Consider the following 25,217-nt stretch of genomic DNA (forward strand, 5'->3'; position numbering starts at 1 on the left):
TTCAGTTTAAGCTCGTATATAATCTCTCGTATTCTTTAGCCGAACGCGACCATGACGAATCTCTCGCCATGCCGTTATGGATCAAAGCATTCCAATGGTCCGGCTTGTAATAGAAGGACAGCGCGCGCGATAAGGCTTCATCGAAATGAGTGCCGGCTTTGAAATCGCTTAAAAAGCCCGTTCCTGACTTATCATCTTCCTCGTATTCATCTACCGTATCGCTCAAGCCGCCCGTCCGGTTGGCGACTGGAATCGTGCCGTAGCGCATGGAAATCAGTTGGCTCAATCCACAAGGTTCAAAATGCGAAGGCATCAGGAATATATCCGCGCCTGCATATAATTGATGGGCAAACGATTCATCAAACCCGAGATGGACGGAGACTTTCCCAGCATAATCCACTTCAAGGCGTTGGAAAAATTCTTCGAAATGCGTTTCTCCTGAACCGAGCAGCACAAACTGGACATCACCTTCCAAAAATTCAGGCAAGCTTTGTTCGAGTATATCGATCCCTTTCTGCCCCGAAAGCCGCGACACCATTGTCATCAATGGAATATCCGGCTGTTCCGGCAAGCCGCAGCGTTTTTGGATGGCGCGCTTGTTCGCTTGTTTCCCCTGCAAATCCTCTACGCTAAAAGTCTGTGCGATGTGTTCATCGGTTTTCGGGTTATAAGCTTCCGTATCGATGCCATTCAATATGCCATGCAAATCCGCTTGCCGTTCAATAAGGAGGTTTTGCAAATGTTCCCCGTAAGCTTCCGTCAAGATTTCATCGCGGTAGTTCGGGCTGACCGTCGTCAATTTATCGGCATAGAGCATACCGGTTTTTAAAGAATTGAAGTTCTCGAGCCATGCAACTTGGCCGTTTTCGTAGAACTTTTCATCCATTCGGTACTGTTCCAAAAATACGTCTTTCGGAAAATTCCCTTGGAACTGGATATTGTGGATCGTCAGGACGGTTTTCACGCGGTCGGATAGGTGCTGGTATTGAGGATCTTCTTTCAATAAAAATGGCAAAACAGCCGTATGCCAGTCATGAACATGCAGAACATCCGGCGCTGTTTCGGAACGCGTCAGGAAATCCAGGACCGCCCGGCTAAAAAAGGCGTAACGTTCGGCATCATCCGGCCCGTAAATGCTGTCCCGTTCAAAATAAGAATCATTTTCCAAAAACAGGAACCTGACACCATGCATATTCAGTTCGTAGATTGCATAATTTTTCTCTTCTCCCTTAAATTCAAAGGAATTTTCTTCCACCTTAAGGAATTGCTGCTGGTAGCGTTTATGGATCAAACTGTATTTCGGGATGATGACCTGCACCTCGTGTCCGAGGCGGGCCAACTCCTGCGGCAATGCACCGATTACATCGGCCAAGCCCCCCGCTTTGGCAAAAGGGGCGCATTCCGCAGCGGCCATCACAATCTTCATTGGGAATCCTCCTTCGTGACCCGTTCGCCTTTTCTGAGGACGATCGGCCGGTCAGCTGTGCCGGTCAACGTCACGCCTTTTTCGATATAGACATCTTTATCAGCAATGACATAAGAGAGTTCGCAATTTTCTTCGATGGTGCATTTCTGCATAATGATACAGCTATCGAGACTTGCATTGATGCCAACAGTGACTGCCCGGCTGACAATGCTGTTTTTGACATTGCCCAAAATCGTGCTGCCGTTTGCCATCATCGAGTTCGACACTTTAGATCCATCAAGGTAACGCGTTGGCGGTTCATCTTTCACTTTTGTGTAAATCGGTTCTTTGGGTAGAAATAACAGTCGGCGGTTGTTCTCGTCCAATAACCCGAGCGACTCTTTGAAGTATTGCTGGATCGAGTCAATGATGGCAAAATACCCTTTGTATTCATAAACGCCATACGAATAAGGCGCTTTTTTCAAATTCACTAAATCTTCGATGCTGAGAATGCGTTTTTCACGATAGGAACGGATCAATTCAAGCATCAACCTGCGCGATAGGATATACGATTTCAAAGAGCCGCTTGCACCGACCGCTTCCGTAATGTCTTTCCCGGATGCCAGATGGTGGGCTAGCATTTCTTTATAATCCAATTGCCCAACGACAAAGCTGCTTGTGACCACTACATGCGTTTGGCGGCTTTTTTCAAAAAATTGGATGTGTTCTTCAAAATCATGGAATGATCCAACTGTGGCAATTCCGCCGTTTTGATGACTGGTTGGCAGAAAGAATAAGCCCTCTTTACGACGGTCCAAATCCCAGCTTTTCCCAACTCCGATATGGTCGATTAATGATGCAAAGGGCTGCGACGCGAAAATGCCGACCGAGTTGATATCTGCGTTCACTAAATTCGATAAAGCAAAATCGATCAGGCGGTATCTTCCTGCGAATGGAATCGAGGAGACTGATCGATGAATGGTCAGGTCTTGGAGTCCTGCTACTTTTACAGAAGCGTCCACTGCGGCCATCAATGTCATTGCTGCCCACTCTCCTTCCATGAATCGACTAAGTCTTGCGTTAACAGCGTAATGCCCTTCGCAGGGTCGTGCAGACGGTAATTTTCCGGAACCGTAATGTCTGGCGGAACGATGACACGATTCAAATGTGCGCCAGAGCCAATTTTTGTTCCACTCATGACAACACTGTCTTCGACAACCGCACCTTTTTCGATGAGGACATTTTGGAAGATCACTGAATGTCTGACAGTCCCACTGATGACGCAGCCTTCATTGACCATCGAACCTTGCACACGCCCCGAATCGGTGATCACTTGCGGCGGCAGCTGAGGGTTCGATGAATAGATCCGCCAGGCGGGGTCGTGCAAGACAAGCCCTGCCGATGGGTCGAGGAGATCCATATTCGCTTCCCATAAACTATCCACTGTCCCAACGTCTTTCCAGTAGCCCTTAAATGGATATGCCACCATTTTCTTTTGGTCAGACAGCATTTTGGGCAGAATGTCTTTTCCGAAATCATGGCTCGACTCTTCTATAATGTTATCGTCTTCTAAATAAGACTCCAGCTTTTTCCAATCAAAGACATAAACACCCATAGAAGCAAGATTGCTTTTCGGATCCTCCGGCTTTTCACTGAAGTCAATGACGTTCATGTCATCATCTGTATCAACAAGGCCGAAGCGGCTCGCCTCTTCCCAAGGAACTTCTAAGACGGAAATCGTTACATCCGCCTGTTTTTCTTTGTGATATTCTATTAACTTTTCGTAATCCATTTTGTAGATATGGTCGCCCGATAAAATCAAGACGTAATCAGGTTCACAGCTGGTCAAGAAATTGATGTTCTGATAAATTGCGCTGGCCGTTCCGGCATACCATTTGATGCCGTCGATTTCGGCGTAAGGAGGCAACATCGTCACCCCGCCTTTATGGCGGTCAAGGTCCCAAGGCGTGCCGAGCCCGATATAGCGGTGGAGCGCATGCGGTTGATATTGGGTCAGTACGCCGACCGTCGTGATGCCCGAATTGGTGCAATTCGATAAAGGAAAATCAATGATCCGGTATTTTCCGCCGTATGGAATGGCAGGCTTGGCAATATCGTATGTCAATGATTTCAAACGGCTTCCTTGCCCGCCTGCGAGAAGCATGGCAACTACTTTTTCATTCACAACAAATCACTCCCATCTTTTCTTTTTTTCCAGATGCTCATGGTAAACGGCGGCAAATCAAGCTCTAATGAGAAATCCTGATTGTCGCACGAAACATCGAGTGTTTCTGCCGCCTGCTGCAAATCTGCAGCCGTACCGCCAAACTTTGCTGAATTGGTGGAGAAGATTTCTTCATAGGAGCCTTTTCGCGGTGCCCCGACATGAAATTTTTTATAATGATGTTCAGAGAAATTGCACAGCACAAGGCATTCATCTTCCGGCAAAAATCCCCTCCGGATAAAGGTCGCTACGCTTTGTTCATGGTTATCGGCATCGAGCCACATAAAGCCGTCGCGTTCATCATCGAGTTCAAAAAACGCTCTTTCGCTCCGATAGAATGCCAGCAATTCTTTCATGAATTCAGCAATCCCTTTATGTTGGGGATCCTCGAGCGATGCCCAATCGAGTTCCGGCTGGAATTCCCATTCTTCGAAGTGGCCGAACTCCTGGCCCATGAATAACAATTTCTTGCCGGGATGCGCCATCCAAAATCCGAACAGCAAACGCAGTTGGAGGAAACGCTCTTCCCTTGTGCCCGGCAGCTTGTTGAGCAAAGATTTCCGGCCATCCGCTACGGTGTCGTGGGAAAAAATCACTTGGTAGCGCTCTTCGTATTGATACACCATTGAAAAATTCATTTTGCCATGGGCGCCCGACCGCTCTGCCGGCGGCGTTTTCATATACTCGAGCGTGTCATGCATCCAGCCGAAGTTCCATTTATAGTCGAAGCCGACACCGCCAGATTCGACCGGATGCGTCACTTTCGGATAATGCCAGGCATCTTCTGCAATAAGCAATTTCTCCGGATAATGGAGCTTCAAGCTGGCCGTCAGCTTCCTGAGAAAATCTGCCCCCTCCGCGTTATGTGGGCGTTCTTTGATATTCGGGATGAACAATAGATTGACGAGGGCATCCATCCGATAGCCGTCGAACTTGAATTCCTCTAGCCAATAATGGGCACTCGACAAGATGAAACTCACCACTTCGCCTTTATTGATGTCAAAGTTCAAGGTTCCCCAATCCGGGTTCAGGCGGCGCTCTTCCCGCTCTTCTTCGTAAAGCAATTGGCCGTTAAAATTCGCCAATCCGTGCTGGTCCACACAAAAATGGCCGGGAACCCAGTCCAAGAACAAGCCAAGGCCATGTTGCGCACAAGCGGTGACGAAATACTTTAAGTCATCGGCTGTGCCGTAGCGGCCTGTCGGCGAAAAGTAACCCGTTGTCTGGTAGCCCCAAGATTCATCGAGCGGGTGCTCGGTAATCGGCAAAATCTGGATATGCGTGAAGCCCATGTCGATCACATACGGAATCAATTGATCTGCAATTTCACGGTACGTATAGAATTCCCCATTTTCCTTGCGCCGCCAAGTGCCGAGATGCACTTCGTAAATGGCCATCGCACGTTCCAGATGCTTGTCGTTAATCGTTTGCTTGCGCTTCAGGACCTCCAGCGGCCAAGCGTATTCCTCCAGACCCGAAACGATGGATTTCGTGAACGGCCGTTTCTCGCTTTGCCTTGCATACGGGTCAGATTTCCACAGCACTTCGCCTCTTGGCGTCCGAAGCGCATATTCATAAAGCTGGCCTTCCAAATTTTCCGGGACGCTCACTCCCCATATGCTCGCATCATGCGGATGCCGCTCTAACGGATACGTGGAGGTGTCTTCCGTCTCGGGGTCCACGCAGACGACATCGATGCCTTTAATGTCAGGAGCCCAAACCGAAAATGTCGTTTCTTCGCCAACTGCATGTGCGCCGAAATACAAATAGCCATCAACCATCTGTCCTTCATGAAAAGCTTGCAGGCGTTCTTTCGTCCATGTGTTCAACAAAAATTCCATGCAGCGCCTCCTTTTGGCCAAAACCAAGTTTAGTTTCTATTCTACATTTGAAATGTAAAGTCCTTGTTAAGATGCTGATGACTGCCAAGAAATTCCACAAACGGCCGGAATGTCGCAATGTTTTCATATTTTTCCTGATCTAACGGCTTGTTGTCAGGCGCGGTTTGGAATAGGCTAAAGAAAGACCAGCTTCCACATAGAAAGGACGCGAAATTTTTGCGAGCCCAAACTTATTTACTGAGCTTCTTGCTGATTGGCACCCTGTTTTTGGCTGCCTGCGGCCAAGGCATTGACGACCCATTGAATTGGGAAACAGAAGAATTCACATTCACTGACCATAATAATGAAGATTTTGGATCCAGCGACCTCGAAGGAAAAGTCTGGCTGGCTGATTTTGTCTTCACCAATTGCACGACTGTCTGCCTGCCCATGATGGCAAACATGAAAGGCGTCCAGGAAGAGCTGCAGGCACAAGGGCTTGATGTGGAGATTGTTTCATTCAGCGTAGACCCGACCGTCGATACGCCGGAAACCTTGAAATCGTATGCGGAAAGCTACGATGTCGATTTGACCAGCTGGCATCTGCTTACCGGCTACTCCCAGGAAGAAATCGCCGACTTTGCGCTTGAGAACTTCAAGGCGATTGCCCAGAAGCCGCAAGATGACGATCAAGTCATCCATGGCACTTCGTTTTATTTAATCGACCACGAAGGCGTCATCATGAAAGACTATGATGGTCTCAACCCACCGGTTGAAGACATCGTCCGCGATGCAGAGATCCTCGTCGACGAGGCGGAAGGATGAAACGCAAACCGCTAGTCATCGCTGCCGCATGCGTGCTCGTTGCTGTTGTGGCTGCCTGGTTTTTCATGCCCCAGGAAAACGAACCTTCCCCACAAAGCCGCATTGTGCTCGAACATACGCATCGTACGTTTATCGCACCGTCTTGCTTCGAAGAATCCGACCCGACGAATTTCCTGGAAGAATCGACGCTCGGCCAGGCACAAGAATTGAATTACCCGCCGCATTCCGAATGTACGGAAAAAGCGTTCGAGAGCAATCAAGAAAGTCCGGCAGTCCGGTTATTAAAAGAACTTGGGCTAATGGAAAAAACGCAAACCGATTGGTGAATGGGCAGGGCTTCGGCTCTGCCTTTTGCTATTTCAGCAAGCGCACGCAGACGGGAGCGACCGCATTGACCATGTCGACTGTCTCACCTGGCATCCCGCCTTCGCCGATTTTCTTGACGGCGATCGTTCCCGACTCTTCATGAGCAATAACGATCCAAGGGCTGTTAGGCACCAGCGTGAAGTGGCGTGGCCCCGCTCCGCCAGCATCTGCATGGCCGACCAATTCCAATAACCCTTGCGCTACCCGGAACACCGCTATACTGTCATGGCCTCGGTTTGAAACATAAACAAAGCGCCCGTCTCCCGATACGGCAATTTCAGCAGCAGTATTGTTCCCTGTGAAATATTCCGGCAACGCTGAAATGTTCTTTACCACTTTCAAGCCCTTGCCTTCCAGCGCATAAATGGAAACGGTGGAATCCAGTTCATTCACCCCGTAAGCGAAATCTTCGGATGGATGAAACGCGAGATGGCGCGGCCCTGCGCCCGGTGCCGTCTTGGTCACGGCTTCCTGTTCAAGCGTTCCTGAATGCAGGTCGAGGCGGTAACGGACAATTGCGTCCATTCCAAGATCAGAAACGAAAAAGCGATTAGTTCCCGGCAATTGAAAAACTGAATGCGGATGGGCAGCATCTTGCCGATCTCGATCCGCGCCGCTTCCTTTATGGCGCTTAGTGTCGGACATTTCACTGATCGATCCGTCCGCAGAAAGCGGATGAACCGTAACATGCGCTCCGGAATAGGTGACAGAAACCGCCCATTGCCCGTCTTCATCGATCGTGATGTGGGCTGGATGGTCGCCCCCCGCATTTTGGCGGTTCAGTTCTTGGATCAAGCCTTTTTTGGGGTTCAGCCAATAGGCGACCACTTCCCCATCACCTGTTTCACTGACAGCCACAAAGCTGGTGCCGTTTGGATGGGCCGCCAAGAATGAAGGGCGCTCCACTCCCCCCACTTCTGCCTGTTTTGTCAATTTTCCTGTAGCGGGCTCTAATTCCCAAAGCGTGATACCCGCCTGTTCAGCGGTCGCATAGGATCCGCTCAATATGTATGTGCTGCTCATCCTATCCCTCCTTTGTTTCTCTTTACCCTGTATCTCCTGCCAATGATCCATCGAGCTGCGGCGTAAAGTTCTTTATATTTTAACTTCCCCCTTCCAATTCGCTGATGCAGTGCGGTAAAGTGGTGAAGTGAAAACTGATATTATCCAAAATAGAAAGAGAGTGGTCGTGTTGAATTTCCCTTTGTCCGTCCGTGAGAAAAGCATCGTCTGCACAGGTTTTATGGGAGCCGGAAAAACGACAGTCGGCAAATTATTGGCACGCCGGCTTTACCGCGATTTTATTGACATCGATGAAGAAATCGAAAAGGCATTCGGCTTGCCGATCCCGGAAATTTTTAAAACTTACGGGGAAAACGCATTCCGCAACAAAGAGCGGGAATTAATCAAGGCTTTCGGCAGCCAGCCTTTGCTCGTGATCTCTGTTGGGGGAGGCGCTTTTCTCCAGGAGGAAAACCGCCGCAATTGCATGGAAAATTGCACAGTTTTATATTTTGATATTTCCTGGGATTCCTGGAAAGAACGCATTCACGTGCTGACAGAAACACGGCCACTCCTTAAAGATAAGACCCTTCAAGAGATGGAACAGCTTTTCCGCGAACGCCAATCGATTTATGCAGCCAACCACTCCCACTTCCAAGTCGATGACTTTGAAACCATGGAAGCTGCCGAGTATTTGGCTGACTCGTTGAAGTTATCGTGGGACATCCATGCGCCACAAGCTTAACAAATGCACAAAAACCCGCCATTCAGTGCTTGAATGGCGGGTTTTCTATTATCCATATTGCGCTTTCGCAAGGTCGAATAAGCCCGCTTTTTTCAAATAACTTTCCCGTGGCAACAACGTTAAGGTAACTACGCCGGAATGGCAGCTCGCCCTTCCATTAGCGTAACAGTTGACCCAAAAAGCATACTGGCACTCTCTAGTACTGGACAGCCTCCCTTTTCTTTATTTTCTAAATTATATGACAAAAGGGATTCACTTTCAATGAAGACCCAAAAATGCCCAGAGAACCGTTAGGCTCTCCGGGCATTTTTTCAACTCCAGAAATACAATAAAGTCTGGACGAACACTTGCATCATGACGTAGAACGCAATGGCGAATTTCAAATTGAAACGCAAACCATTGCGGATGCCGCTCAAACCGTTGACACTACTTAAGATAATCACCGGCATAACGAACGGCGACAGGATGATGGAAATAACACTTCCTGATGTCACCGCGAGCACGATCAGTTCAGGTGGAAACGGCAGGACAGCCGATTCCAGTACTCCCGTCACTAGAACAATGACCGGCAGCGGGCCGAGTCCGATAAAGCCCAGAAAGATGACAATGAACGGAATCAGGAACAGCAAATTCAAAAACGGCACATGGCCAGTCAAATAATTCATCGCCCCGATGACGTAATCGCCGACTGCCGATTGATTGAGCGCATAAATAAGCAAGCCTGCAGCAAGCAGGATGCTGAACTGCTGAGCTTGTCTCGATACGCCCTCTCTGTAATAAATCGCCGCTTCCCGCGCATAGTTTCCTGTCCGTCTCTTAAGCAAGAAGTACAGGAAGGTCCAGACGAGAATGACGAGCGGGATGACGACAAGAAAGTCTGCGCCCGTCCATTCGTGGAGAATGAAGATCGTGCCGAATAGCGAGATGAACAGGAAAACGAATTCCGCAACGTCTCTATTCCATCTGCCCGCATTCCGCGAGTTCGCCACCGCTTTATCGATTTCGTTCGTCAGCACGGCCGAAAAATCCTTTCCGTAGCGTTTCTCATCCGCCGTCGCAAAGGCAACCGACAGCAAGGTCCCGGCAATAGCTGCGCCGAGGCCGAGCAGCATCGACTTCCATAACACCGCATCCATCGCCCCAACGGCAAAGATAAAGCTCGGAATGCTGATGACCCACATCGTCGACAGGGCGAAGCCGCGCAAAATTGCCGTGCCTTTGTAATTTTCCCATGCTTCGTCTTTATGATCTTTCAGGAATGAATCGATGAACCTGTACATCATCGGCACGACTCCGAACAATAGGAAATGCGAGATGATCTGCGTCATCCCCATCAGCCCTGCGTAAAAAGTTTGGCTCTTGTTTAACCATTTATTGCCGAAGCTCATGATTTCTTCTATGTAAGGCTCTTCCCTAAGCACCCAACTGATCATCGGAACGATCAGCAATAAGGCGATCAGGCTTTTCATCTGAACGAGCGCTGACGCCAGATCCTGCCAAAAATTCTGGCTCGTCGCTGCTAGTACACCGATTGCAGTGACAGCGAGGAATGTCTGCAACTGCAGCTTGCGAAGCGGCAACACACCGAACGCAAACGCCAAACTAAATAAGCCGGCAATCGGCAACAGCGACTCGGTCCATGGATTGGCATAAAAATAATGGATGAAATGAAGAACGGCATAAATAATTACAGATAAAGTGAACCCTTTTTTTGCTAATGCCCTCATCTGCAAGCCCTCCTTCCGTATATATGAAATAGTTTTAAACACATACCGCCTATTTTACACCTTTTCCCTCCCCACTGCGGCTACAAAGGCTTTCTTTTCACTCAAAGGAGAGGATTTTCATTTTCCAGAAAAACTTTTTTGAATAATTTGTTTACTAAAACCCAATAAGTGGAAGGTACACAATAAGAAATATAATTATTTCAATAGTTGTTTTTATTTTCAGTCATTTATATGATATGCTCTAGCCACACGGAGAACGACCCCTTGCAGAAGCTCAGCAACCGCTGATTCTATTGGGTTAATTCACGCTTAGATCCGCTGTTACTAAAAGGTGGATTGCCATTGATATTTTATTTTACTGGAGGGCTAGTAATGGGAATCACGAGGAATTTTTTTATCGCTTTGTCCAATAATCGGTTATTGAACAGCGGAGCCAAAAAATGGGGCTTTCAGCTGGGCGCTGCAAAAGTCGTTGCCGGAACCGATATTCCGAATATGATGGCGTCGGTTCGCGCATTGAACGAGGATGGCATCTCCGCTACAATCGACCGGCTCGGGGAATTCGTCACCAGCCGAGAGGAAGCCATACAAGCAAAAAATGAGATCATCCAGACGGCTGAAGCTATCACAGAAGCCTGTGTAGATGCCCATTTATCCGTTAAATTGACACAGATTGGGCTCGATATTGATAAACAATTTTGCTTGGAAAACATCCGTGAAATTGCGGCTGAAGCAGAAAAGCGAAGCATATACGTCAACTTGGATATGGAAAATTACGAGCACCTCCAACCAACACTCGATATATTGCATACCTTAAGAGAAGAATTCGACAGTGTCGGAACTGTCATCCAAGCTTATTTATTCCGTTCGGAACAAGATTTGGACGCACTGCGAAACGTCAGGCTGCGGCTGGTGAAAGGGGCCTACCAGGAAAGTGAACAAGTCGCATACCAGTCCGCAGAGGAAGTGGATGCCAATTTCCTCAAGCTCATCAAGCTACGGCTCGACCAACCGGTATTCACATCAATCGCTACGCATGATCACCATATTATCAATGCAGCGATTGACTATATAGAAGAACAAGACATCCCAAAAGACCGTTTTGAATTTCAAATGCTTTACGGTTTCCGTACGGACTTATTGAAGGAACTATCTGAAGACTATCAGGTGACGTCTTATGTCCCGTTTGGCAAAGACTGGTACGGCTATTTCATGAGGCGGCTTGCCGAAAGGCCGCAGAACATTCAATTAGTATTAAAAGGTGCGCTCTCCAAATCCTCATGAAATCAAAAAGCAGCCCGGACATATGTCCAGGCTGCTTTTTCAATTCGTTATTCAAGTGGCCGCGCATAGACTGGCGGCAATTCCGCCAATAAACGTTTCCGGTACTGCTCGTATTGCTTCGGCAATTGCAGTTCCTCACCGAGCGTGTCCGGGCTTTCGTCGATTGTGAAGCCTGGTGGGTCGGTCGCAATTTCAAAGAGCAAATCGCCGTATTCCCGGAAATAAATCGAACGGAAATAATTGCGATCTTGGACTGGCGTGACGCCGAGACCATAAGCTTCAATACGGTTTTTCCATTCCAGTTGATCGACGTCGTCATCCGCACGGAATGCGATGTGATGGACGGTGCCGACACCCATTTGGCCAGTTCCAACACGGGTTTGCTTGATATCCAATATATTCCCAAGCTCGCCGTCCGAGACAAAACGGACGTAATCACCTTGCTCTTCTTTGCGGGTAAAGCCAATCACTTCTTCCAATAACTCGGCGGTTTTAGCGGCATTGGCCGTAAATAAGACAGCCCCAGCAAAGCCTTTGATGGCATTGCCTTGTGTAATGCCGCTTCCGGCCCATTCGCTCGCCTTGCCTACTCCACGCTCAACCAGTTCTAGCTGAAGCCCATGAGGATCTTCAAACTTCAAATAGGATTCACTGAAACGTTGATGCTCTTCGAATGAAACCTTATAGCTTTCGAGGCGGCTGCGCCAAAATGCAAGAGCGCCTTCAGGAATAGCAAAGGCTGTAACGCCGACTTGGCCGTCTCCCACTTTCCCTTGATAGGCTTTGCCCCAAGGGAAAAAAGTCATGATGGTGCCAGGTGAGCCCTGGTCATTCCCGAAATACAAATGGTACGTACCCGGATCGTCGAAATTCACTGTTTTCTTGACGAGGCGCATACCGAGTACGCCTGCATAAAAATCGGTGTTTTCCTGTGCTTCCCCGACGATCGCAGTAATATGATGAATGCCTTTCGTTCTTTCACCCATATATATTCACTCCCTCTTTCTTGACGTGCTCATCATATCATGATGAGCATGATTGCATGCAGCCTTCAATCCGTGCTCTCTTCTTTTGCTTCATGGCGCTGTTTAATCGTTAATTTCTTGGCTTTTTTCAATTCCTCTTTGTCGCGCTGTTTGCTTTCCTCGATGTCCTCTTTCTGACGGCGTTCTTTTTCTTGCTGCTCTGCTGAGTAATCTTCGTCATCTTCAATAATGTCTTTTTGGTTTTCCTTCATCTCTTCTACCTTTTCCATTTCCTCTTCATACTGCTCTTCGACTTCGGTTGTCGATGGCAAGAACGGCTCGTCATTAAAATCGGTGCGCTTGCCGTAGCGCAGCATTTCATAAATGATCATGCCGTTGTTTGGCATGCCATTCGCCGTTTTCATCGGCACTGCATCAAACAGTACAAAATAGAACCCGTAGAACACAAACCGGTTCCAGAAAGTCTCGTATTGGTCCAAAACCCCGTTGGCGACTAGTGCATTGACAACGAATGCCACAATCACATTCGCTAAAATCGGCCCGGCATATAGCATGATATATGCGAATTTGCTTTGCCTTTTTAAATCATCATAGGCAAACCAACTATATAAATGATAATATTTTCTCACGTCGAACATACCGATCTTGAAGACTCGGGGACCTGAACCGATTGTTAAACGCGGATTCTGCGCGCCAAGCAAGGCACTGACGATCAAATAGCCCGCTTCTCGAATAAAGACAACAACCGGCAAAATGATAAATGCAGATATGACCAGTGCTATCAAATCGCTCAATCCGAACATGAAAACCCCTCCTTCAACTCTTGAAATGACCCATCGGCCTTTCATTTAAATACCCGATTTGGCCGCCGGCGAACCTCCAAAACCTTACAGTTCCGTTTCAATTTCATGACAGTTAATCTTTTGAGGAGCTGCACGGCACATGATAGGATGACAATAAGCTTGATTGAAATTTCGGTGAATTTGCCGCGTAGAGGATGGAATTTATGAGACGTAAACGATCCATTTCCAAGAAAATATTGGCACTTCTTGCAGCGGTGTTTTTAGCCTCTGCCGGATTAGTGCTGGCCAACCATTTGACGGAAGAACAAATAGCTGCACCGATTATTGGATCGGCCATATATAGCCCGCCTCCAAACATCGCGGAAATCACTTCCCATGTCAATGTGGTCAAAGACATCCCCTACCATGAGTCCGATAACGCATCCATGGACCTCTATTATCCGACGGATGCTACCGGCCCCTTGCCGGTTATTTTATGGATCCACGGCGGCGGCTTTATCGGCGGATCAAAAGACAGCCGGCAGGATTATGGCATGACGCTGGCGAACGCCGGCTATTTGGTTGCCAATATCGACTATGCGCTGGCGCCAAGCCAGTTGTACCCGGGACCTGTCATCCAGGCAAATGAGGCCTTGAAGTTTTTGAGCGGATCCGCTATCCAGTATGGCGGCGATATGGAACGGATTTTTGTCGGCGGTGATTCCGCCGGCGCGCAAATCGCCAGCCAGCTGGCCGCCCTGCAGACCAATCCGAACCTCGCTGACACGATGGGCTTATCACCAGCCGTTTCCTCGCAACAATTGCGCGGAGCATTGTTATTTTGCGGATTATACGATATGGAGACGGTCCGCGAATCCGGCTTCCCGAATATCGATTCCTTCTTGAATGCCTATACAGGTGCAGAAAGCTTTGAGACATTCGGTAATATCCATGAAATGTCGACCATCCAGCATGTCACGCCTGCTTACCCCGACGTCTTCATTTCAGCTGGCGATGCCGATCCACTCGAGCCCCAATCGGTCGCACTCGCCGATAGCCTACGTATCAAAGGCGTCGATGTCACCGATGTCTTCTTCCGTGGCACCGATAAAAACCTGAAGCATGAATATCAATACGCCTTGGACACGAATGACGGCCAGGAAACCCTCCAGAAAACATTGGAATTCCTGCTCGAAAAAAGCCAGGCGCAAAAATAAAAGCTGCCCCCTCACGTTAGAAGGGACAGCTTTTTTCTATTCATCCGTGAGGAGTGACTGCTTGGTTGGATTGTACAGCCCTCGCCTCGCGTTTTCGTTTGCGGGAAGGCAGCATATGGAAGATAATATTCAAACCGATTGCCGTCAAGCTCCCGGCAACGATGCCGTTGCTCGTCAAGATCTGGACGCCTGCAGGCAATAACGCGAACAATTCCGGAACGACTGTCACGCCAAGCCCGATGCCGACTGAACAAGCGACAATCATGGAATTTTCCTGCGATTCCGAGATGACGCCACTCAACATTTTGATGCCTTGTGCAATAACCATGCCGAACATCGCGATCATCGCCCCGCCAAGAACCGGCGTCGGGATGATCGTCGTCATGGCGCCGATTTTTGGAACAAACCCGAGGACGATCAACATGATTGCCGCGATGAAGATGATCCTGCGGGACTTCACGCCGGACATTTGGATCAACCCGACGTTTTGCGAGTAAGCCGTATACGGGAACGCATTGAAAATCCCGCCAAGGAAAATCGCCAATCCTTCAGAACGATAGCCTTTCGCCAAATCTTTTTCTTGGATTTCTTTTTTCGTGATGTCGCTGAGCGCAAAATAGACCCCTGTCGATTCGACGAGCGATACGAGCGCTACCAAGATCATCGTCAGGATTGCAGACCACTCAAACGTTGGCATCCCGAAATAAAATGGCTGGACCATATGGAAGTACGACGCTTCTGCGATTGGTGTGAAATCGACTTTGCCCATAAACCCGGCTGCCACCGTTCCGGCAATTAAACCTAGAAGTATCGATACGGCACGCATAAATCCGCGGGAGAATTTATACAGGAAAATGATAAAGCCCAATGTCCCGAAAGCCAAGGCGATATTGGAGAGTGAACCGAAATCTGCCGCCCCCTGCCCGCCACCCATATTATTGATAGCGACCGGAATAAGCGTGATGCCGATGATGGTGACCACTGAACCAGTGACGACCGGTGGAAAAAAGCGCACGAGGCTACCGAAAAATCCGGAAACGACAATGACAAACAGGCCAGAAACGAGAATCGAGCCGTAGATTGCCGAAATGCCATATTGGCCGCCAATGGCAATCATCGGACCAACCGCCGTAAATGTACAGCCGAGCACGACCGGCAAACCGATGCCGAAAAAGCGGGAATTGAACACTTGCAGCAGCGTCGCAACACCGCACAGCAAAATATCAATCGATACGAGGTAAGTCAGTTGCTCCGGTGTTAACCCGAGCGCTGCCCCGACAATCAAGGGAACGAGAATCGCTCCTGCATACATTGCCAGAACGTGTTGAAGTCCGAGCGCAGCTTCTCCAAAAGCTTTTTTCATCAGTTCGGCACCTCCCCGTAAAACTCCACGTGGCCGGGTTCCATCCATTTGATATTCGCCAAGGTCTCAACACGAACCCCTTTATCGCGCAGCAATTTCCCGCCTGGCTGGAATCCCTTTTCAATGACGATGCCGATACCTGCACATTGTGCGCCAGCCTGCTCGACGATATCGAGCAACCCCAGTGCCGCTTGGCCATTCGCCAGAAAATCATCGATGATCATCACGACATCATCTTCGGCAAGAAAATCATGGGACACGGAGATATCATTTGTTTCATTTTTGGTAAAGGAATGGACGGGGGCTGTGTACAAACCATCCGTCAAAGTCAGCGATTTGCGCTTTCTCGCAAATACTACCGGCACGCCGAGCGAAAGCCCCGCCATGACGGCCGGCGCGATACCAGACGATTCAATCGTCAAAATTTTCGTGATGCCCGCTGCTTTAAACCGCGAAGCGAACTCTTCCCCAATCGCCTTCATCAAGGCTGGGTCAATCTGATGGTTTAAAAATGAATCGACTTTCAGGACCGCTTCGGATAATACCCGGCCGTCCGCTATGATCTTCTGTTCTAATTGCTTCATGTTTTTCGCTCCTTTTCCCGCATCCCCGTAAAAAAGCCCGGAGGACGCGCATCCAATCATAACCATGAGTGGAGCAAGGTCCTCCGGGCTTTCCCGAAAGGAAACGCAAAAGGAAGCCGCGCTAAAAATAGGCGGTTTCTTTTCGTTCCATTGCTTCCCATAGTCAGTCCGTTTACGGCGGACCGGTAGAAACTTGCGGGCCATATCCCCGCTATTATATGAGTGAATATTCTTTTGAATGCATTTATTATAGCATGTCTATATGGCCATTCAAGAGCGGCTTTAATTAAAAAACTATTCAGAACCCGCAAAGCATCAGTGAAGTTCGATCAGACCAAGTTTACTGTAATAGGTTAAATTAGAGGTTGATGATACCAAAAGAGATTGGTGAAATCGCTCCAGGCGGGCGCTTTCTTGCCCACAGGATGTGGGTCATGCAGCTGGCGCGACAAGATGTCGCGATGCCAGCTGCCAGGGCATGGCTTCAGCCACCCCTTGTTCGCTAAGGGCTGAGTTCAAAACTCAGCTGCTCCCACATCTGCGAGGCAGATGGGTCGCAAATGAACAAGCTCAAGTGCCTTTCGCTTATTCATTAGTCGCCATCTTCCACGCTTTCGTCAAGTAAACAAACAACAAAATAGGGGGCTTTTCAACTTCACCTGCTAATAAATGAATAGAGTGTGGTTTGATGATTTCCGTTATTTTTTGAAATGTCGTTTCGTGTAGCTACTGATTTAACTTATATGGTTTAGTGTTCGTTTACCTCACGCAGATGCTTGGTCAGTTCGGCGCGGATCCGTTCCGGAATCGGTTCGCTTTGCTGCTGCGACAGATTGAAGTTTACATAGACGGCACGGTTCTTAGCGCACAGGCGGCCTTCTTGGTACAATTCTTCATACAATTCGAGGCTGCTATTGCCCATGCGCTCAACCCAAGTACGGACTTCGGCATCTTTGCCGAAAAACGCTTGCCCGGTGAATTCGAGTGTCGTTTTAACAATGACCATTTTCCACTTGGCGAAATCATGGTCCGGCGTGAACAGTTCAAATAGTGGATTGCGCCCCGCCTCGAACCAGACCGGTAAAGTCGTATTATTGATATGGCCGACCGCATCAGTCTCCGAGACACGAGGGGTAATGATCGTTTTGTACATACCTACACTCCTTCAGGTTTGAGGGATTGAAAAAAAGCGCCTCTTAAAAGAGACGCCTTTTTCTTACTTACGCTTTTTGGTCGCGCGGCCGAGCACGAATGCTCCGGCAAGAGCCCCGATGGCGATATTGTTCTTTTTGGTGAATACTTGCTTGAATACCAGATTCAAGTTTTGCGGACGCTCTGCTAGGCGGCGCATGAAATAGGCGTACCAGTCATCGCCGAATGGCACGTATGTGCAGAAGTTATACCCTTTATTGGCAAGTTCCCGCTGCAATTCTTTGCGGAAGCCGTACAGCATTTGGAACTCAAATTTATCGTATGAAATACCATGTTCTTTGATGAAAGCCTCGACATGATTGATAATGTGGTGGTCATGTGTTGCGATCGACGTGAATTTGCCATTCAGCAAATGATACTCAATCAGCTTGATGAAGTTCTCATCGATTTCCTCGCGCGTCTGGTAAGCCACATCCGCCGGCTCTTTGTAAGCGCCTTTGACGATGCGCAGGCGGAAATCTTTATGTTCCTGCAAATCGTCCATGGCACGGAAGAAGTACGCTTGGATCACCGTTCCGATGTTATCGTAGTCTTTCGAAAGCGTATTCAAAAGATCGTACGAAGGCTGGACATGCCCGAAATCTTCCATATCGATATTGATGTGCATATGATAATTATGGGCAAGTGCGACAATGTCTTTCAAGTTTTCCAGACAGAAATCATAATCGATATCCAAGCCGAGCTGAGTCGGTTTCAAGGAAATATGGGCATCGACTTTATTCTTATGGATCGCTTCAATCATATCCATGATGTTCTCTTTCGCTTCGAACGCTGCTTCTTTCTCGAATACGAATTCACCCAAGTTATCGACTGTCGCGCTAATGCCTTGCGCGTTCAAACTGCGGATACTTTTAATAGTCTCTTCGATATTGGTCCCTGCCACTACGGTTTGGGCACCCAATTTCAAGCCGTACTTTTTGGCCGCAGCCGTAAGGAGACGGTTTTGAGACAAGCCGATAAACACATCTTTTAACATTGATTTCCCTCCTGATACCATTCAACTGCGTTGATTTCAACAGTCCCAAAAAGGCCATGCCTCGAACGTTGTCAACTTCCTTCATTGTAGTCGTTTTCCTATCACTATGCATCATAATTTTTTAACAGTTTGCAGTGTTTGAAATACTTTTTTAAAACCAGGTCAAAAAATAGACAAAAGTGCCGAAACCGCTGAGGATTCCGACACTTCGGGTGATTATTTATTCAACTCCCAGAATGAATAATTCAAGCCAAGCGCAAACGCCACCCAGGCAATATAAGGTACCATCAACCCCCCCGCTAGCTTGTCGACTTGATAAAACTCATATGATGTCCAAATGATTGTACCGAGCAATGCCGCCATTTCAACGAGCGCCGTTCCCCGCAGACCCCATTTAAAAAACAAAAACGACCACAGGAAATTCAGCCCAAGTTGAAGTTCATATGGGGTCAGCACTTGCCGTTCCCGCCCGAGCGGTTTGGCCGTTTCTTGCGCGCGGTATTTGGCGACGCCCATCATTTTATACAGTGCCGTCCAAACGATTGGAAACACCCATCCTGGCGGGGCAAATGACGGATTCTTTAATCGGTCGTATTGTTCGCGTGTGCCTCTATTGGCAAGCGCTCCGACAAGCGACCCGCCGACGACCGGAACGAGTATGCTTACGGCCAGATTTTTCACATGTATGCGCCCATTGACTGATGCGACTTCCATATTGTTCTCCTCCTTTTTCTAATAGCCTCGCTCTTCTCGCCGTTTATCGACTTTATACGTGAACTCCAATTCAACCGTGGTCTCAGGCTGGATCCGGAGGACAAATTCCACTTTCGAACTGCTTTTCCGTTCATAATCGTGGCTGGACGATTCCATTTCCCAAATGGGATCGAAAATAACGTGTTCAACCAGTAAACGGATGCTTTCTGTCTTTTCATTTTCGAGTTTGTACACATAAGTGATGTATTCATGGACGCCATGCTTTTCACGCAATTTTTCATGGCTGTCGCTCGTGATGTCCGTCGCTTTTCCGATATAGATACGCAGGTTTTTCCCAGGCGCTGTGTGTTCGATTCGACCTTCGCCCGTGAAAAACGTTTCACCCGAATCCCCGGCTTCGTATACTTTCACCACCCCTTCCGGCAGCGGCATGCCGAGCCCGTTTTCGCTCGAGTTGGAAAATTCGAGCTGGATATCGGCATGGGTATCACCTGACCTCACTTGATAAGCCCGCTTGAATTGTGCGCCGTGCGCCGAGAATAGCGATAATTGCTTGAGCTGTTCGTTCATGACGGTGACCGGCCGGTTGATCCTGTAGACAAGACGGTCCGGCAAAGCTTCCGCTGTAATCAATGACTCTTGCATACGCGAATACAAAATCGGTGAATCACCATTCTTCATTTCCTGTTCCTGGCGGACATGCCCAGCCACCAAAGCAAGCTCTGCCTTTTCGTAATGCGCGCCGCTGTGATTCAAAATTTTTATCCAGCCATCAAATTGGAACCCTTCGTCTTTGATTTCCAAAGTGTAATGGGCATGCCATTCGAGGCTTTTCGTCAAATACGATACCCTGATTTCCTGGTCCACCGCTGCTGGCGCTATTTTCCACACCAGTGCCGGTTTCAGCAATAAGCCTTCCGGCAATGCCGGAAGAATCAGTTCCCCGGCCGGATCGATGACGATTTCTTTCGTATCGGCCCGTTCGCCGATGATGCATTCCGACACGCTGAGCAGACGCATCTCCCACTCTTCCCCGATTTCGCTGTTCCGCACATGAACGTTGCGGTTGATATAGCGTTCCAATAATTTCCCTTTGCTGACCAGGTCGTAATCGTAATTCTGCTCCAGGATGTCGAGCCCTTTCACAATAATCGAATCCGTCTCCACCCGTTCGGCAACGCCCAAAAAATGCACTTCTTCCACTGGACCGTCCGACTTCAAATTACGCATCTCCCGCACAAGCGCAAATCCTCCGTTATACACCGCCACCGATAAATGTTTTTGCTGGCTTCGTGCAGACTGCAGTTTCATGGCAACCGCTCCTTTTTGAATCGATTATTCATTCAGGCCACTCGTTTCTTTCACCTTAGCACAATCGGCATGAAACCAACCATTAATAATTGAATATTCAGTCGAAAAAACAAAAGAAAAACCCACTCCGGAAATCATCTTCCGAAATGGGTTTTTAAATAAGCGATGGTTTCAATACGCGTCGTGTCTGTCAGCGGCGATTTCTTTTCGTGGATCAATTCCCCGTATAGTAGCTCCCCAAGAAAACGGACCTCGCCTTCGACTTCCATGCCAGTCTCTGCATCCACTACTTTCAATTGAATATAAAGGGATTGGCCTTGTTCGACATAATCTACAATTTGCACGCTGGCTGTCATTAGAACAATCCGAGCGCTTGCCCGTCTTCCGCTACATCCATATTGAGTGCAGCAGGCGATTTCGGCAGGCCTGGCATGGTCATGATATCTCCTGTCAGGCAGACTATGAATCCTGCCCCGAGTTTCGGAATGAGTTCGCGGATCGTCACCGTGAAGCCTTCCGGGCGCCCGAGCAGTTTCGGCTGATCCGACAGTGAATACTGCGTTTTCGCCATGCAGATCGGCAATGCGTCCCAGCCGTATTTTTTCAGCTCGGCCAATTGCTTCTGAGCTTTATCCGTCAACTGGACATCCGCACCGCCGTACACTTTTTGCACAATCGTCCGCAGCTTTTCTTCGACGGCATCTTCTTCTGCGTACAGATAAGTAAAATCAGCGCCATTATTGAGTTGGCGTCTGACAAGTTTCGCAAGTTCGAGCCCGCCGGCCCCGCCTTTGCCCCACACTTCCGTCAGCGCAATGGCGACTTGTTCCGCTTCCGCCCAGCCCATCACTTGCGCGAGTTCCGCATCGCTGTCTCCGGTAAAGCGATTGAGTGCTACGACCGGCTCGATGCCGAACTGGCGGATCGTCTCTACGTGTTTCGCCAAATTGACGATGCCGCGGCGCACTGCATCCGCATCTTCAGCGCCAAGCTCTTTCTTATCGACACCGCCGTGCATTTTCAGCGCGCGCACTGTCGCAACAATGACGACCGCATCAGGATGGAAGCCGCCTTTGCGTGATTTAATGTGCATGAATTTCTCAGCGCCAAGATCCGCCCCGAAGCCGGCTTCTGTAACGACGACATCCGCTAGGCTTCTCGCCGTATTCGTCGCCATCAAAGAATTGCAGCCATGGGCGATATTCGCGAATGGGCCGCCGTGAATGATTGCCGGCGTCCCTTCGATCGTCTGCACCAAATTCGGTTTGAATGCTTCTTTCAAGAGTAACGCGAGCGCGCCTTGCGCTGCCAAGTCCCTGACTGTGACCGGCTCGCGGTCATACGTATAGCCGATGACCATACGGGCCAAGCGTTCTTTCAAGTCTTCGCGTGAAGTGGCGAGGCACAGCACCGCCATGATTTCTGATGCAACCGTAATATCGAAGCCGTCTTCACGCGGCACGCCTTGCGCAGGGCCGCCGAGACCAATCGTCACGTGGCGCAGCGCCCGGTCGTTCATGTCCAGTGCGCGCTTCCATGTGATGCGCCGCGGATCGATCCGAAGCGCGTTCCCCTGGTGTAAATGGTTATCGATCAAGGCAGCGAGCGCGTTGTTCGCCGACGTGATAGCGTGGATATCGCCCGTGAAATGAAGATTGATGTCTTCCATCGGCAATACTTGCGCAAAACCGCCGCCTGTCGCGCCGCCTTTAACACCCATGACCGGCCCGAGAGAAGGCTCGCGAAGCGCCACCATGACTGACTCGCCGCTTTGTTTTAATGCATCCGCAAGTCCCACTGTCACCGTCGATTTTCCTTCGCCTGCCGGTGTCGGGCTGATTGCCGTGACAAGCACGACTTTTCCGTCCTTCGTGGTTTTCGGCAATTTATTCACATCGATTTTCGCTTTGTATTTCCCGTATAATTCCAAAGCGTCTTCCGCAATCCCAGCTTGCTGTGCAATTTCCTGGATCGGCCGGATAGCCGCTTCTTTTGCAATCGTCAAATCGGTCATCGCCATGCATATTCCCAACTTTCAATTTTTCTTCCCATTATAAACGGGATGCCGGAAAACACAAGCCTGCCAGCGTCCAGGAAAATTCTCAAGCAATTAAAAAAACGCACCCACAATTGGGTGCGTTTGATCAAAAGCGCATTTCTTCGATGACCAAAAGTTCCGGGAAATCCGCTTCAATATGGTCCTGCAACTCGTACTCTTCCAGCAAATCATAAAAGCCTTCATCGTCCAGTTTTAGAAAACGCGGGGAATCCGGTTCATCGTAATGATAGAACTCCACAATGTATTTTTTACGGCTATTCCGGGAAATGCTATAAACTTTAAAGCTTTCGTATTCCACTGCCTGGCCAATCTGTTGAAACGCCAGAATTGTCTCCGGGTCCATCTTTTCCAGATGCATATAGAGAAAAGCTTCTGAGCGTGGCTGTTCTGCAGAAATCGCCGCCATCTTATCGCTATGCCGATTGATGAACCGCTCCGACAACGCCTGATGGAACGACAGCGTTTCCCATTCCACTTGGCCTTTGTGCTTTTCGATAAACCGTTCCGTCAATTTTTGCCGACGCGTCACAGCGAGCCAGTCGACTTTATCGGCATGGCGGCCGATCAAGGTCATCGGCAATGCTTGCTGTTCGCTGAGTATCTGCCAATCGATTCGGTCATGATGTTTCTCGATAAACATCGGCGATAAGCGTTTGGCCGATACGAGCTTCCAATATTGCTGTTCGTCAAAAGGCTGGTTATGCGCTTCCAAAGTTTTTAACTGCTTCGGAGATAGCTGGCCTTCTTCAGGCTGCCATTTCTCAGGCACTGAAAACTCCTCCAGAAAACGCTCTGATAATTGCTGGTGGCGGAGGATTTCATCCCAGTAAAGAAAGCCGCTGTATTGGCGGATAAAACCTTCGGACAGTGGTTGATGCTTGGAAACCAGCTGCCAATGAATATTGCGCGCATTATCAGCGAGAAATCTTTCCGACAGCTGTTCTTCTTCACTGATTTTCTTCCATGCGACCGAACGCTTGCTGTTTATTCCTTTTTCTTCCATCAATTGTTCAAGGGTGTCAAACATGAAAACCACTCTTTCCTAAAAAGTATTATGTACCATACTACCACGCTTGCACGCATAGTGAAAAAAGCCCGCCCACCGGATTATCCGGTGCACGGGCTGGTTTTAGCGATTGCCTTATTTTTGCTGGTTCTGTGTATCGGTCATTTGGTTCTGTTCGTCGAGGTTTCTGGCACTATCCTTAAAAGCCTGTTGTTCTTCACGCAACTCTTGCTCGCGGCGCTCTTCTTCCAGTCTTTCTTTGTTTTTGTCTCTTGCCATGTAGATCCCTCCTTATGTCTTACCCCTCGTATTCCCGTTCTTCAAAAGCTCAAACAGGAAATCTGCTTGCCGAAAGGCGGCCGGGCGGAGCGTATACTGAAACTAAAATACGGAAGGATGATGGCTATGGCAAATACCATCCACTGGGCTTACGCCGAACAATATAACTTTCGGCTCGTTCTTGTCAAAAGCGATAAGAGCCTTTGTTATGTTGGTTCGCCAGGCGAAGGCCTTGTTGAAATGCAGCAGCATTGCGCCAAACAATTTCCAAGCGCTGATTTCGTCCAAGACCTGCAAGCATTGAGGGAATATCAATATGCGATCGAAGCTTGGCTTGCAGGTTCACGTGAAGCATCTTCACTGCCACTTGATGTGGCAGGCACTGAATTTCAACGCTCTATCTGGCAAGCCTTGCAGGAAATCCCTTACGGACAAACCATTTCTTATTCTGAATTGGCTGAGCGCATCGGCAAGCCGCAAGCTGTCCGTGCAGTCGCTTCTGCAGTAGGCGCAAACCCCTTGCTGCTATTCATTCCCTACCACCGGGTAATCCGGAAAAATGGTGATGCGACTGGCTTTCGGGGCGGCATGGAACTGAAACACCATTTACTGAAGACGGAACAAGATTAAGCATTCAAAAGCCGTGATCCGGGTGGACGGATCACGGCTTTTTAGATTGCGCTGGCATAATGCCGTAAAGGATGAAATCGGTGTAAAGTTGAGCCAGCTCATCAGTAGCCAGTTCACCGCCCGGCTGGAACCATTGATAACTCCAATTGGTTACGCCAAGCACGGCGAAAGCGGTCATCTTCGGATTCAACTCTTTGCGGAACTCGCCGCTTTCGATTCCCTCCAGCAAGACCGATTCGATCTGTTCACGGAATTCTGCCCGTTTTGCACGGATCGTTTTGGCGTTTTCTTCTTTTAAATGACGGAGTTCACGGAAATAGACATTGGCGATCGGCCCTTGCTTTTCCATGTCACCGATCAATAAACGGACGATCGCTGCCAGTTTATCTGTTGCCGGCGCCGCGCCTTGCAGGATCGATTCCTGCCTGACGAGCAATTCATCGATGTATTGCTGATGGATGTCCATCAACAGTGCATCTTTGCTTTTGTAATGATAGTAAAAAGATCCTTTTGTCACGCCCAGCGCGTCTACAATATCCTGTATCGAAGTGGCGCTATAGCCTTTGTCGACAAACAACGCAATGCTTTGTTGCATAATCTCCCTTTTCAAAACCTGTCACTGCCTTCCCGTCTCCAGCTTCCTTGTTTCCCCATTATAACATGGCCGCTCGGTCGAATTAATGCCTAGACCCGCCAAAAA

Annotated in this window: 25 protein-coding genes and 1 riboswitch; of the genes, 6 read left to right on the forward strand and 19 right to left on the reverse strand. The window is 48.8% G+C overall.

Features of this window, described 5'->3' with window-relative positions; translation table 11 throughout:
* Position 1: 1 nt before the first annotated feature.
* Genes glgA through glgB form a run of 4 tightly spaced genes read right to left on the reverse strand, consistent with a single transcriptional unit; the run spans position 2 to position 5,470 of the window.
* Positions 2 to 1,426 carry a glycogen synthase GlgA gene (glgA, locus tag KTG14_RS03535; RefSeq protein WP_216969498.1) on the reverse strand — a complete coding sequence of 475 codons (1,425 nt, stop codon included), beginning with the start codon at positions 1,424 to 1,426 and terminating at the stop codon, positions 2 to 4.
* Positions 1,423 to 2,445 (reverse strand): GlgC family sugar phosphate nucleotidyltransferase, encoded by a 1,023-nt coding sequence (locus KTG14_RS03540; RefSeq protein ID WP_216969500.1) that lies wholly within the window; start codon positions 2,443 to 2,445, stop codon positions 1,423 to 1,425. The genes glgA and KTG14_RS03540 overlap by 4 nt, the downstream gene beginning before the upstream one ends.
* The gene (locus tag KTG14_RS03545; protein ID WP_216969502.1) at positions 2,442 to 3,590 is read right to left on the reverse strand and encodes a glucose-1-phosphate adenylyltransferase; all 1,149 of its coding nucleotides are present in this window, start codon (positions 3,588 to 3,590) and stop codon (positions 2,442 to 2,444) included. The genes KTG14_RS03540 and KTG14_RS03545 overlap by 4 nt, the downstream gene beginning before the upstream one ends.
* Positions 3,587 to 5,470 carry a 1,4-alpha-glucan branching protein GlgB gene (gene glgB / locus KTG14_RS03550; protein WP_216969503.1) on the reverse strand — a complete coding sequence of 628 codons (1,884 nt, stop codon included), beginning with the start codon at positions 5,468 to 5,470 and terminating at the stop codon, positions 3,587 to 3,589. The genes KTG14_RS03545 and glgB overlap by 4 nt, the downstream gene beginning before the upstream one ends.
* A 216-nt stretch (positions 5,471 to 5,686) precedes the next feature.
* On the opposite strand from glgB, the gene KTG14_RS03555 reads away from it, so the two are divergent.
* Positions 5,687 to 6,274 (forward strand): SCO family protein, encoded by a 588-nt coding sequence (locus tag KTG14_RS03555; protein ID WP_254177956.1) that lies wholly within the window; start codon positions 5,687 to 5,689, stop codon positions 6,272 to 6,274.
* The gene (locus KTG14_RS03560) at positions 6,271 to 6,600 is read left to right on the forward strand and encodes a hypothetical protein (protein ID WP_216969505.1); all 330 of its coding nucleotides are present in this window, start codon (positions 6,271 to 6,273) and stop codon (positions 6,598 to 6,600) included. Before KTG14_RS03555 ends, KTG14_RS03560 begins: the two co-directional genes overlap by 4 nt.
* A 28-nt stretch (positions 6,601 to 6,628) precedes the next feature.
* Here the strand turns inward: KTG14_RS03560 and KTG14_RS03565 are convergent, their stop codons facing one another.
* Entirely contained in the window at positions 6,629 to 7,663 is a 1,035-nt protein-coding gene (locus KTG14_RS03565; protein WP_216969507.1) for a lactonase family protein, read from the reverse strand.
* A 166-nt stretch (positions 7,664 to 7,829) separates the two neighbouring features.
* Here KTG14_RS03565 and KTG14_RS03570 point away from each other — a divergent pair, with 166 nt between their 5' ends.
* On the forward strand, positions 7,830 to 8,387 hold the full coding sequence (locus tag KTG14_RS03570; RefSeq protein ID WP_216969699.1) for a shikimate kinase: 558 nt from the start codon (positions 7,830 to 7,832) through the stop codon (positions 8,385 to 8,387).
* 311 nt (positions 8,388 to 8,698) lie between these two features.
* On the opposite strand, the gene KTG14_RS03575 is transcribed toward KTG14_RS03570, so the two are convergent.
* Positions 8,699 to 10,114, reverse strand: a complete 1,416-nt coding sequence (locus KTG14_RS03575) for a hypothetical protein (RefSeq protein ID WP_216969509.1) — start codon at positions 10,112 to 10,114, stop codon at positions 8,699 to 8,701.
* Positions 10,115 to 10,486: 372 nt separating this feature from the next.
* Between KTG14_RS03575 and KTG14_RS03580 the strand changes: the two genes are divergently transcribed.
* The gene (locus KTG14_RS03580) at positions 10,487 to 11,398 is read left to right on the forward strand and encodes a proline dehydrogenase family protein (RefSeq protein ID WP_216969511.1); all 912 of its coding nucleotides are present in this window, start codon (positions 10,487 to 10,489) and stop codon (positions 11,396 to 11,398) included.
* A 47-nt stretch (positions 11,399 to 11,445) separates the two neighbouring features.
* Here the strand turns inward: KTG14_RS03580 and KTG14_RS03585 are convergent, their stop codons facing one another.
* Positions 11,446 to 12,384: a ring-cleaving dioxygenase gene (locus KTG14_RS03585; RefSeq protein WP_216969513.1), complete on the reverse strand. Its 939-nt coding sequence runs from the start codon at positions 12,382 to 12,384 to the stop codon at positions 11,446 to 11,448.
* Positions 12,385 to 12,449: 65 nt separating this feature from the next.
* Positions 12,450 to 13,187, reverse strand: coding sequence for a hypothetical protein (locus KTG14_RS03590; RefSeq protein ID WP_216969515.1), 738 nt, complete (start codon positions 13,185 to 13,187; stop codon positions 12,450 to 12,452).
* Positions 13,188 to 13,390: 203 nt separating this feature from the next.
* Between KTG14_RS03590 and KTG14_RS03595 the strand changes: the two genes are divergently transcribed.
* Positions 13,391 to 14,383 (forward strand): alpha/beta hydrolase, encoded by a 993-nt coding sequence (locus KTG14_RS03595; RefSeq protein ID WP_254177957.1) that lies wholly within the window; start codon positions 13,391 to 13,393, stop codon positions 14,381 to 14,383.
* Between the two features lie 40 nt (positions 14,384 to 14,423).
* Here the strand turns inward: KTG14_RS03595 and KTG14_RS03600 are convergent, their stop codons facing one another.
* The 10 genes from KTG14_RS03600 to KTG14_RS03645 form a co-directional block, all read right to left on the reverse strand.
* Positions 14,424 to 15,746, reverse strand: coding sequence for a nucleobase:cation symporter-2 family protein (locus tag KTG14_RS03600; RefSeq protein ID WP_216969517.1), 1,323 nt, complete (start codon positions 15,744 to 15,746; stop codon positions 14,424 to 14,426).
* Positions 15,746 to 16,330 (reverse strand): xanthine phosphoribosyltransferase, encoded by a 585-nt coding sequence (locus KTG14_RS03605; RefSeq protein WP_216969518.1) that lies wholly within the window; start codon positions 16,328 to 16,330, stop codon positions 15,746 to 15,748. Before KTG14_RS03605 ends, KTG14_RS03600 begins: the two co-directional genes overlap by 1 nt.
* A 140-nt stretch (positions 16,331 to 16,470) precedes the next feature.
* Positions 16,471 to 16,572: riboswitch (purine riboswitch) on the reverse strand.
* A gap of 506 nt (positions 16,573 to 17,078) precedes the next feature.
* Entirely contained in the window at positions 17,079 to 17,483 is a 405-nt protein-coding gene (locus tag KTG14_RS03610; RefSeq protein WP_216969519.1) for an acyl-CoA thioesterase, read from the reverse strand.
* Between the two features lie 63 nt (positions 17,484 to 17,546).
* The gene (locus tag KTG14_RS03615) at positions 17,547 to 18,518 is read right to left on the reverse strand and encodes a proline dehydrogenase family protein (protein ID WP_216969520.1); all 972 of its coding nucleotides are present in this window, start codon (positions 18,516 to 18,518) and stop codon (positions 17,547 to 17,549) included.
* A gap of 216 nt (positions 18,519 to 18,734) precedes the next feature.
* A complete protein-coding gene (locus KTG14_RS03620) occupies positions 18,735 to 19,232 on the reverse strand; it encodes a TspO/MBR family protein (RefSeq protein ID WP_216969521.1) in 498 nt (165 codons plus the stop codon).
* A gap of 18 nt (positions 19,233 to 19,250) precedes the next feature.
* On the reverse strand, positions 19,251 to 20,543 hold the full coding sequence (locus KTG14_RS03625; RefSeq protein ID WP_216969522.1) for a DUF4139 domain-containing protein: 1,293 nt from the start codon (positions 20,541 to 20,543) through the stop codon (positions 19,251 to 19,253).
* Positions 20,544 to 20,677: 134 nt separating this feature from the next.
* Positions 20,678 to 20,899, reverse strand: a complete 222-nt coding sequence (locus KTG14_RS03630) for a hypothetical protein (RefSeq protein ID WP_216969523.1) — start codon at positions 20,897 to 20,899, stop codon at positions 20,678 to 20,680.
* A complete protein-coding gene (locus KTG14_RS03635) occupies positions 20,899 to 22,563 on the reverse strand; it encodes a formate--tetrahydrofolate ligase (RefSeq protein WP_216969524.1) in 1,665 nt (554 codons plus the stop codon). Before KTG14_RS03635 ends, KTG14_RS03630 begins: the two co-directional genes overlap by 1 nt.
* Before the next feature lie 124 nt (positions 22,564 to 22,687).
* Positions 22,688 to 23,629: a hypothetical protein gene (locus tag KTG14_RS03640; RefSeq protein ID WP_216969525.1), complete on the reverse strand. Its 942-nt coding sequence runs from the start codon at positions 23,627 to 23,629 to the stop codon at positions 22,688 to 22,690.
* A 114-nt stretch (positions 23,630 to 23,743) separates the two neighbouring features.
* Positions 23,744 to 23,887, reverse strand: coding sequence for a hypothetical protein (locus tag KTG14_RS03645; RefSeq protein WP_211652999.1), 144 nt, complete (start codon positions 23,885 to 23,887; stop codon positions 23,744 to 23,746).
* A 126-nt stretch (positions 23,888 to 24,013) separates the two neighbouring features.
* On the opposite strand from KTG14_RS03645, the gene KTG14_RS17925 reads away from it, so the two are divergent.
* A complete protein-coding gene (locus tag KTG14_RS17925) occupies positions 24,014 to 24,517 on the forward strand; it encodes a methylated-DNA--[protein]-cysteine S-methyltransferase (protein ID WP_302054926.1) in 504 nt (167 codons plus the stop codon).
* Positions 24,518 to 24,548: 31 nt separating this feature from the next.
* Here the strand turns inward: KTG14_RS17925 and KTG14_RS03655 are convergent, their stop codons facing one another.
* A complete protein-coding gene (locus tag KTG14_RS03655) occupies positions 24,549 to 25,112 on the reverse strand; it encodes a TetR/AcrR family transcriptional regulator (RefSeq protein ID WP_254177958.1) in 564 nt (187 codons plus the stop codon).
* Positions 25,113 to 25,217: the final 105 nt, after the last annotated feature.

It is taken from the genome of Planococcus sp. CP5-4_YE (assembly GCF_019042655.1).
In the GTDB taxonomy this organism is placed as follows: domain Bacteria; phylum Bacillota; class Bacilli; order Bacillales_A; family Planococcaceae; genus Planococcus.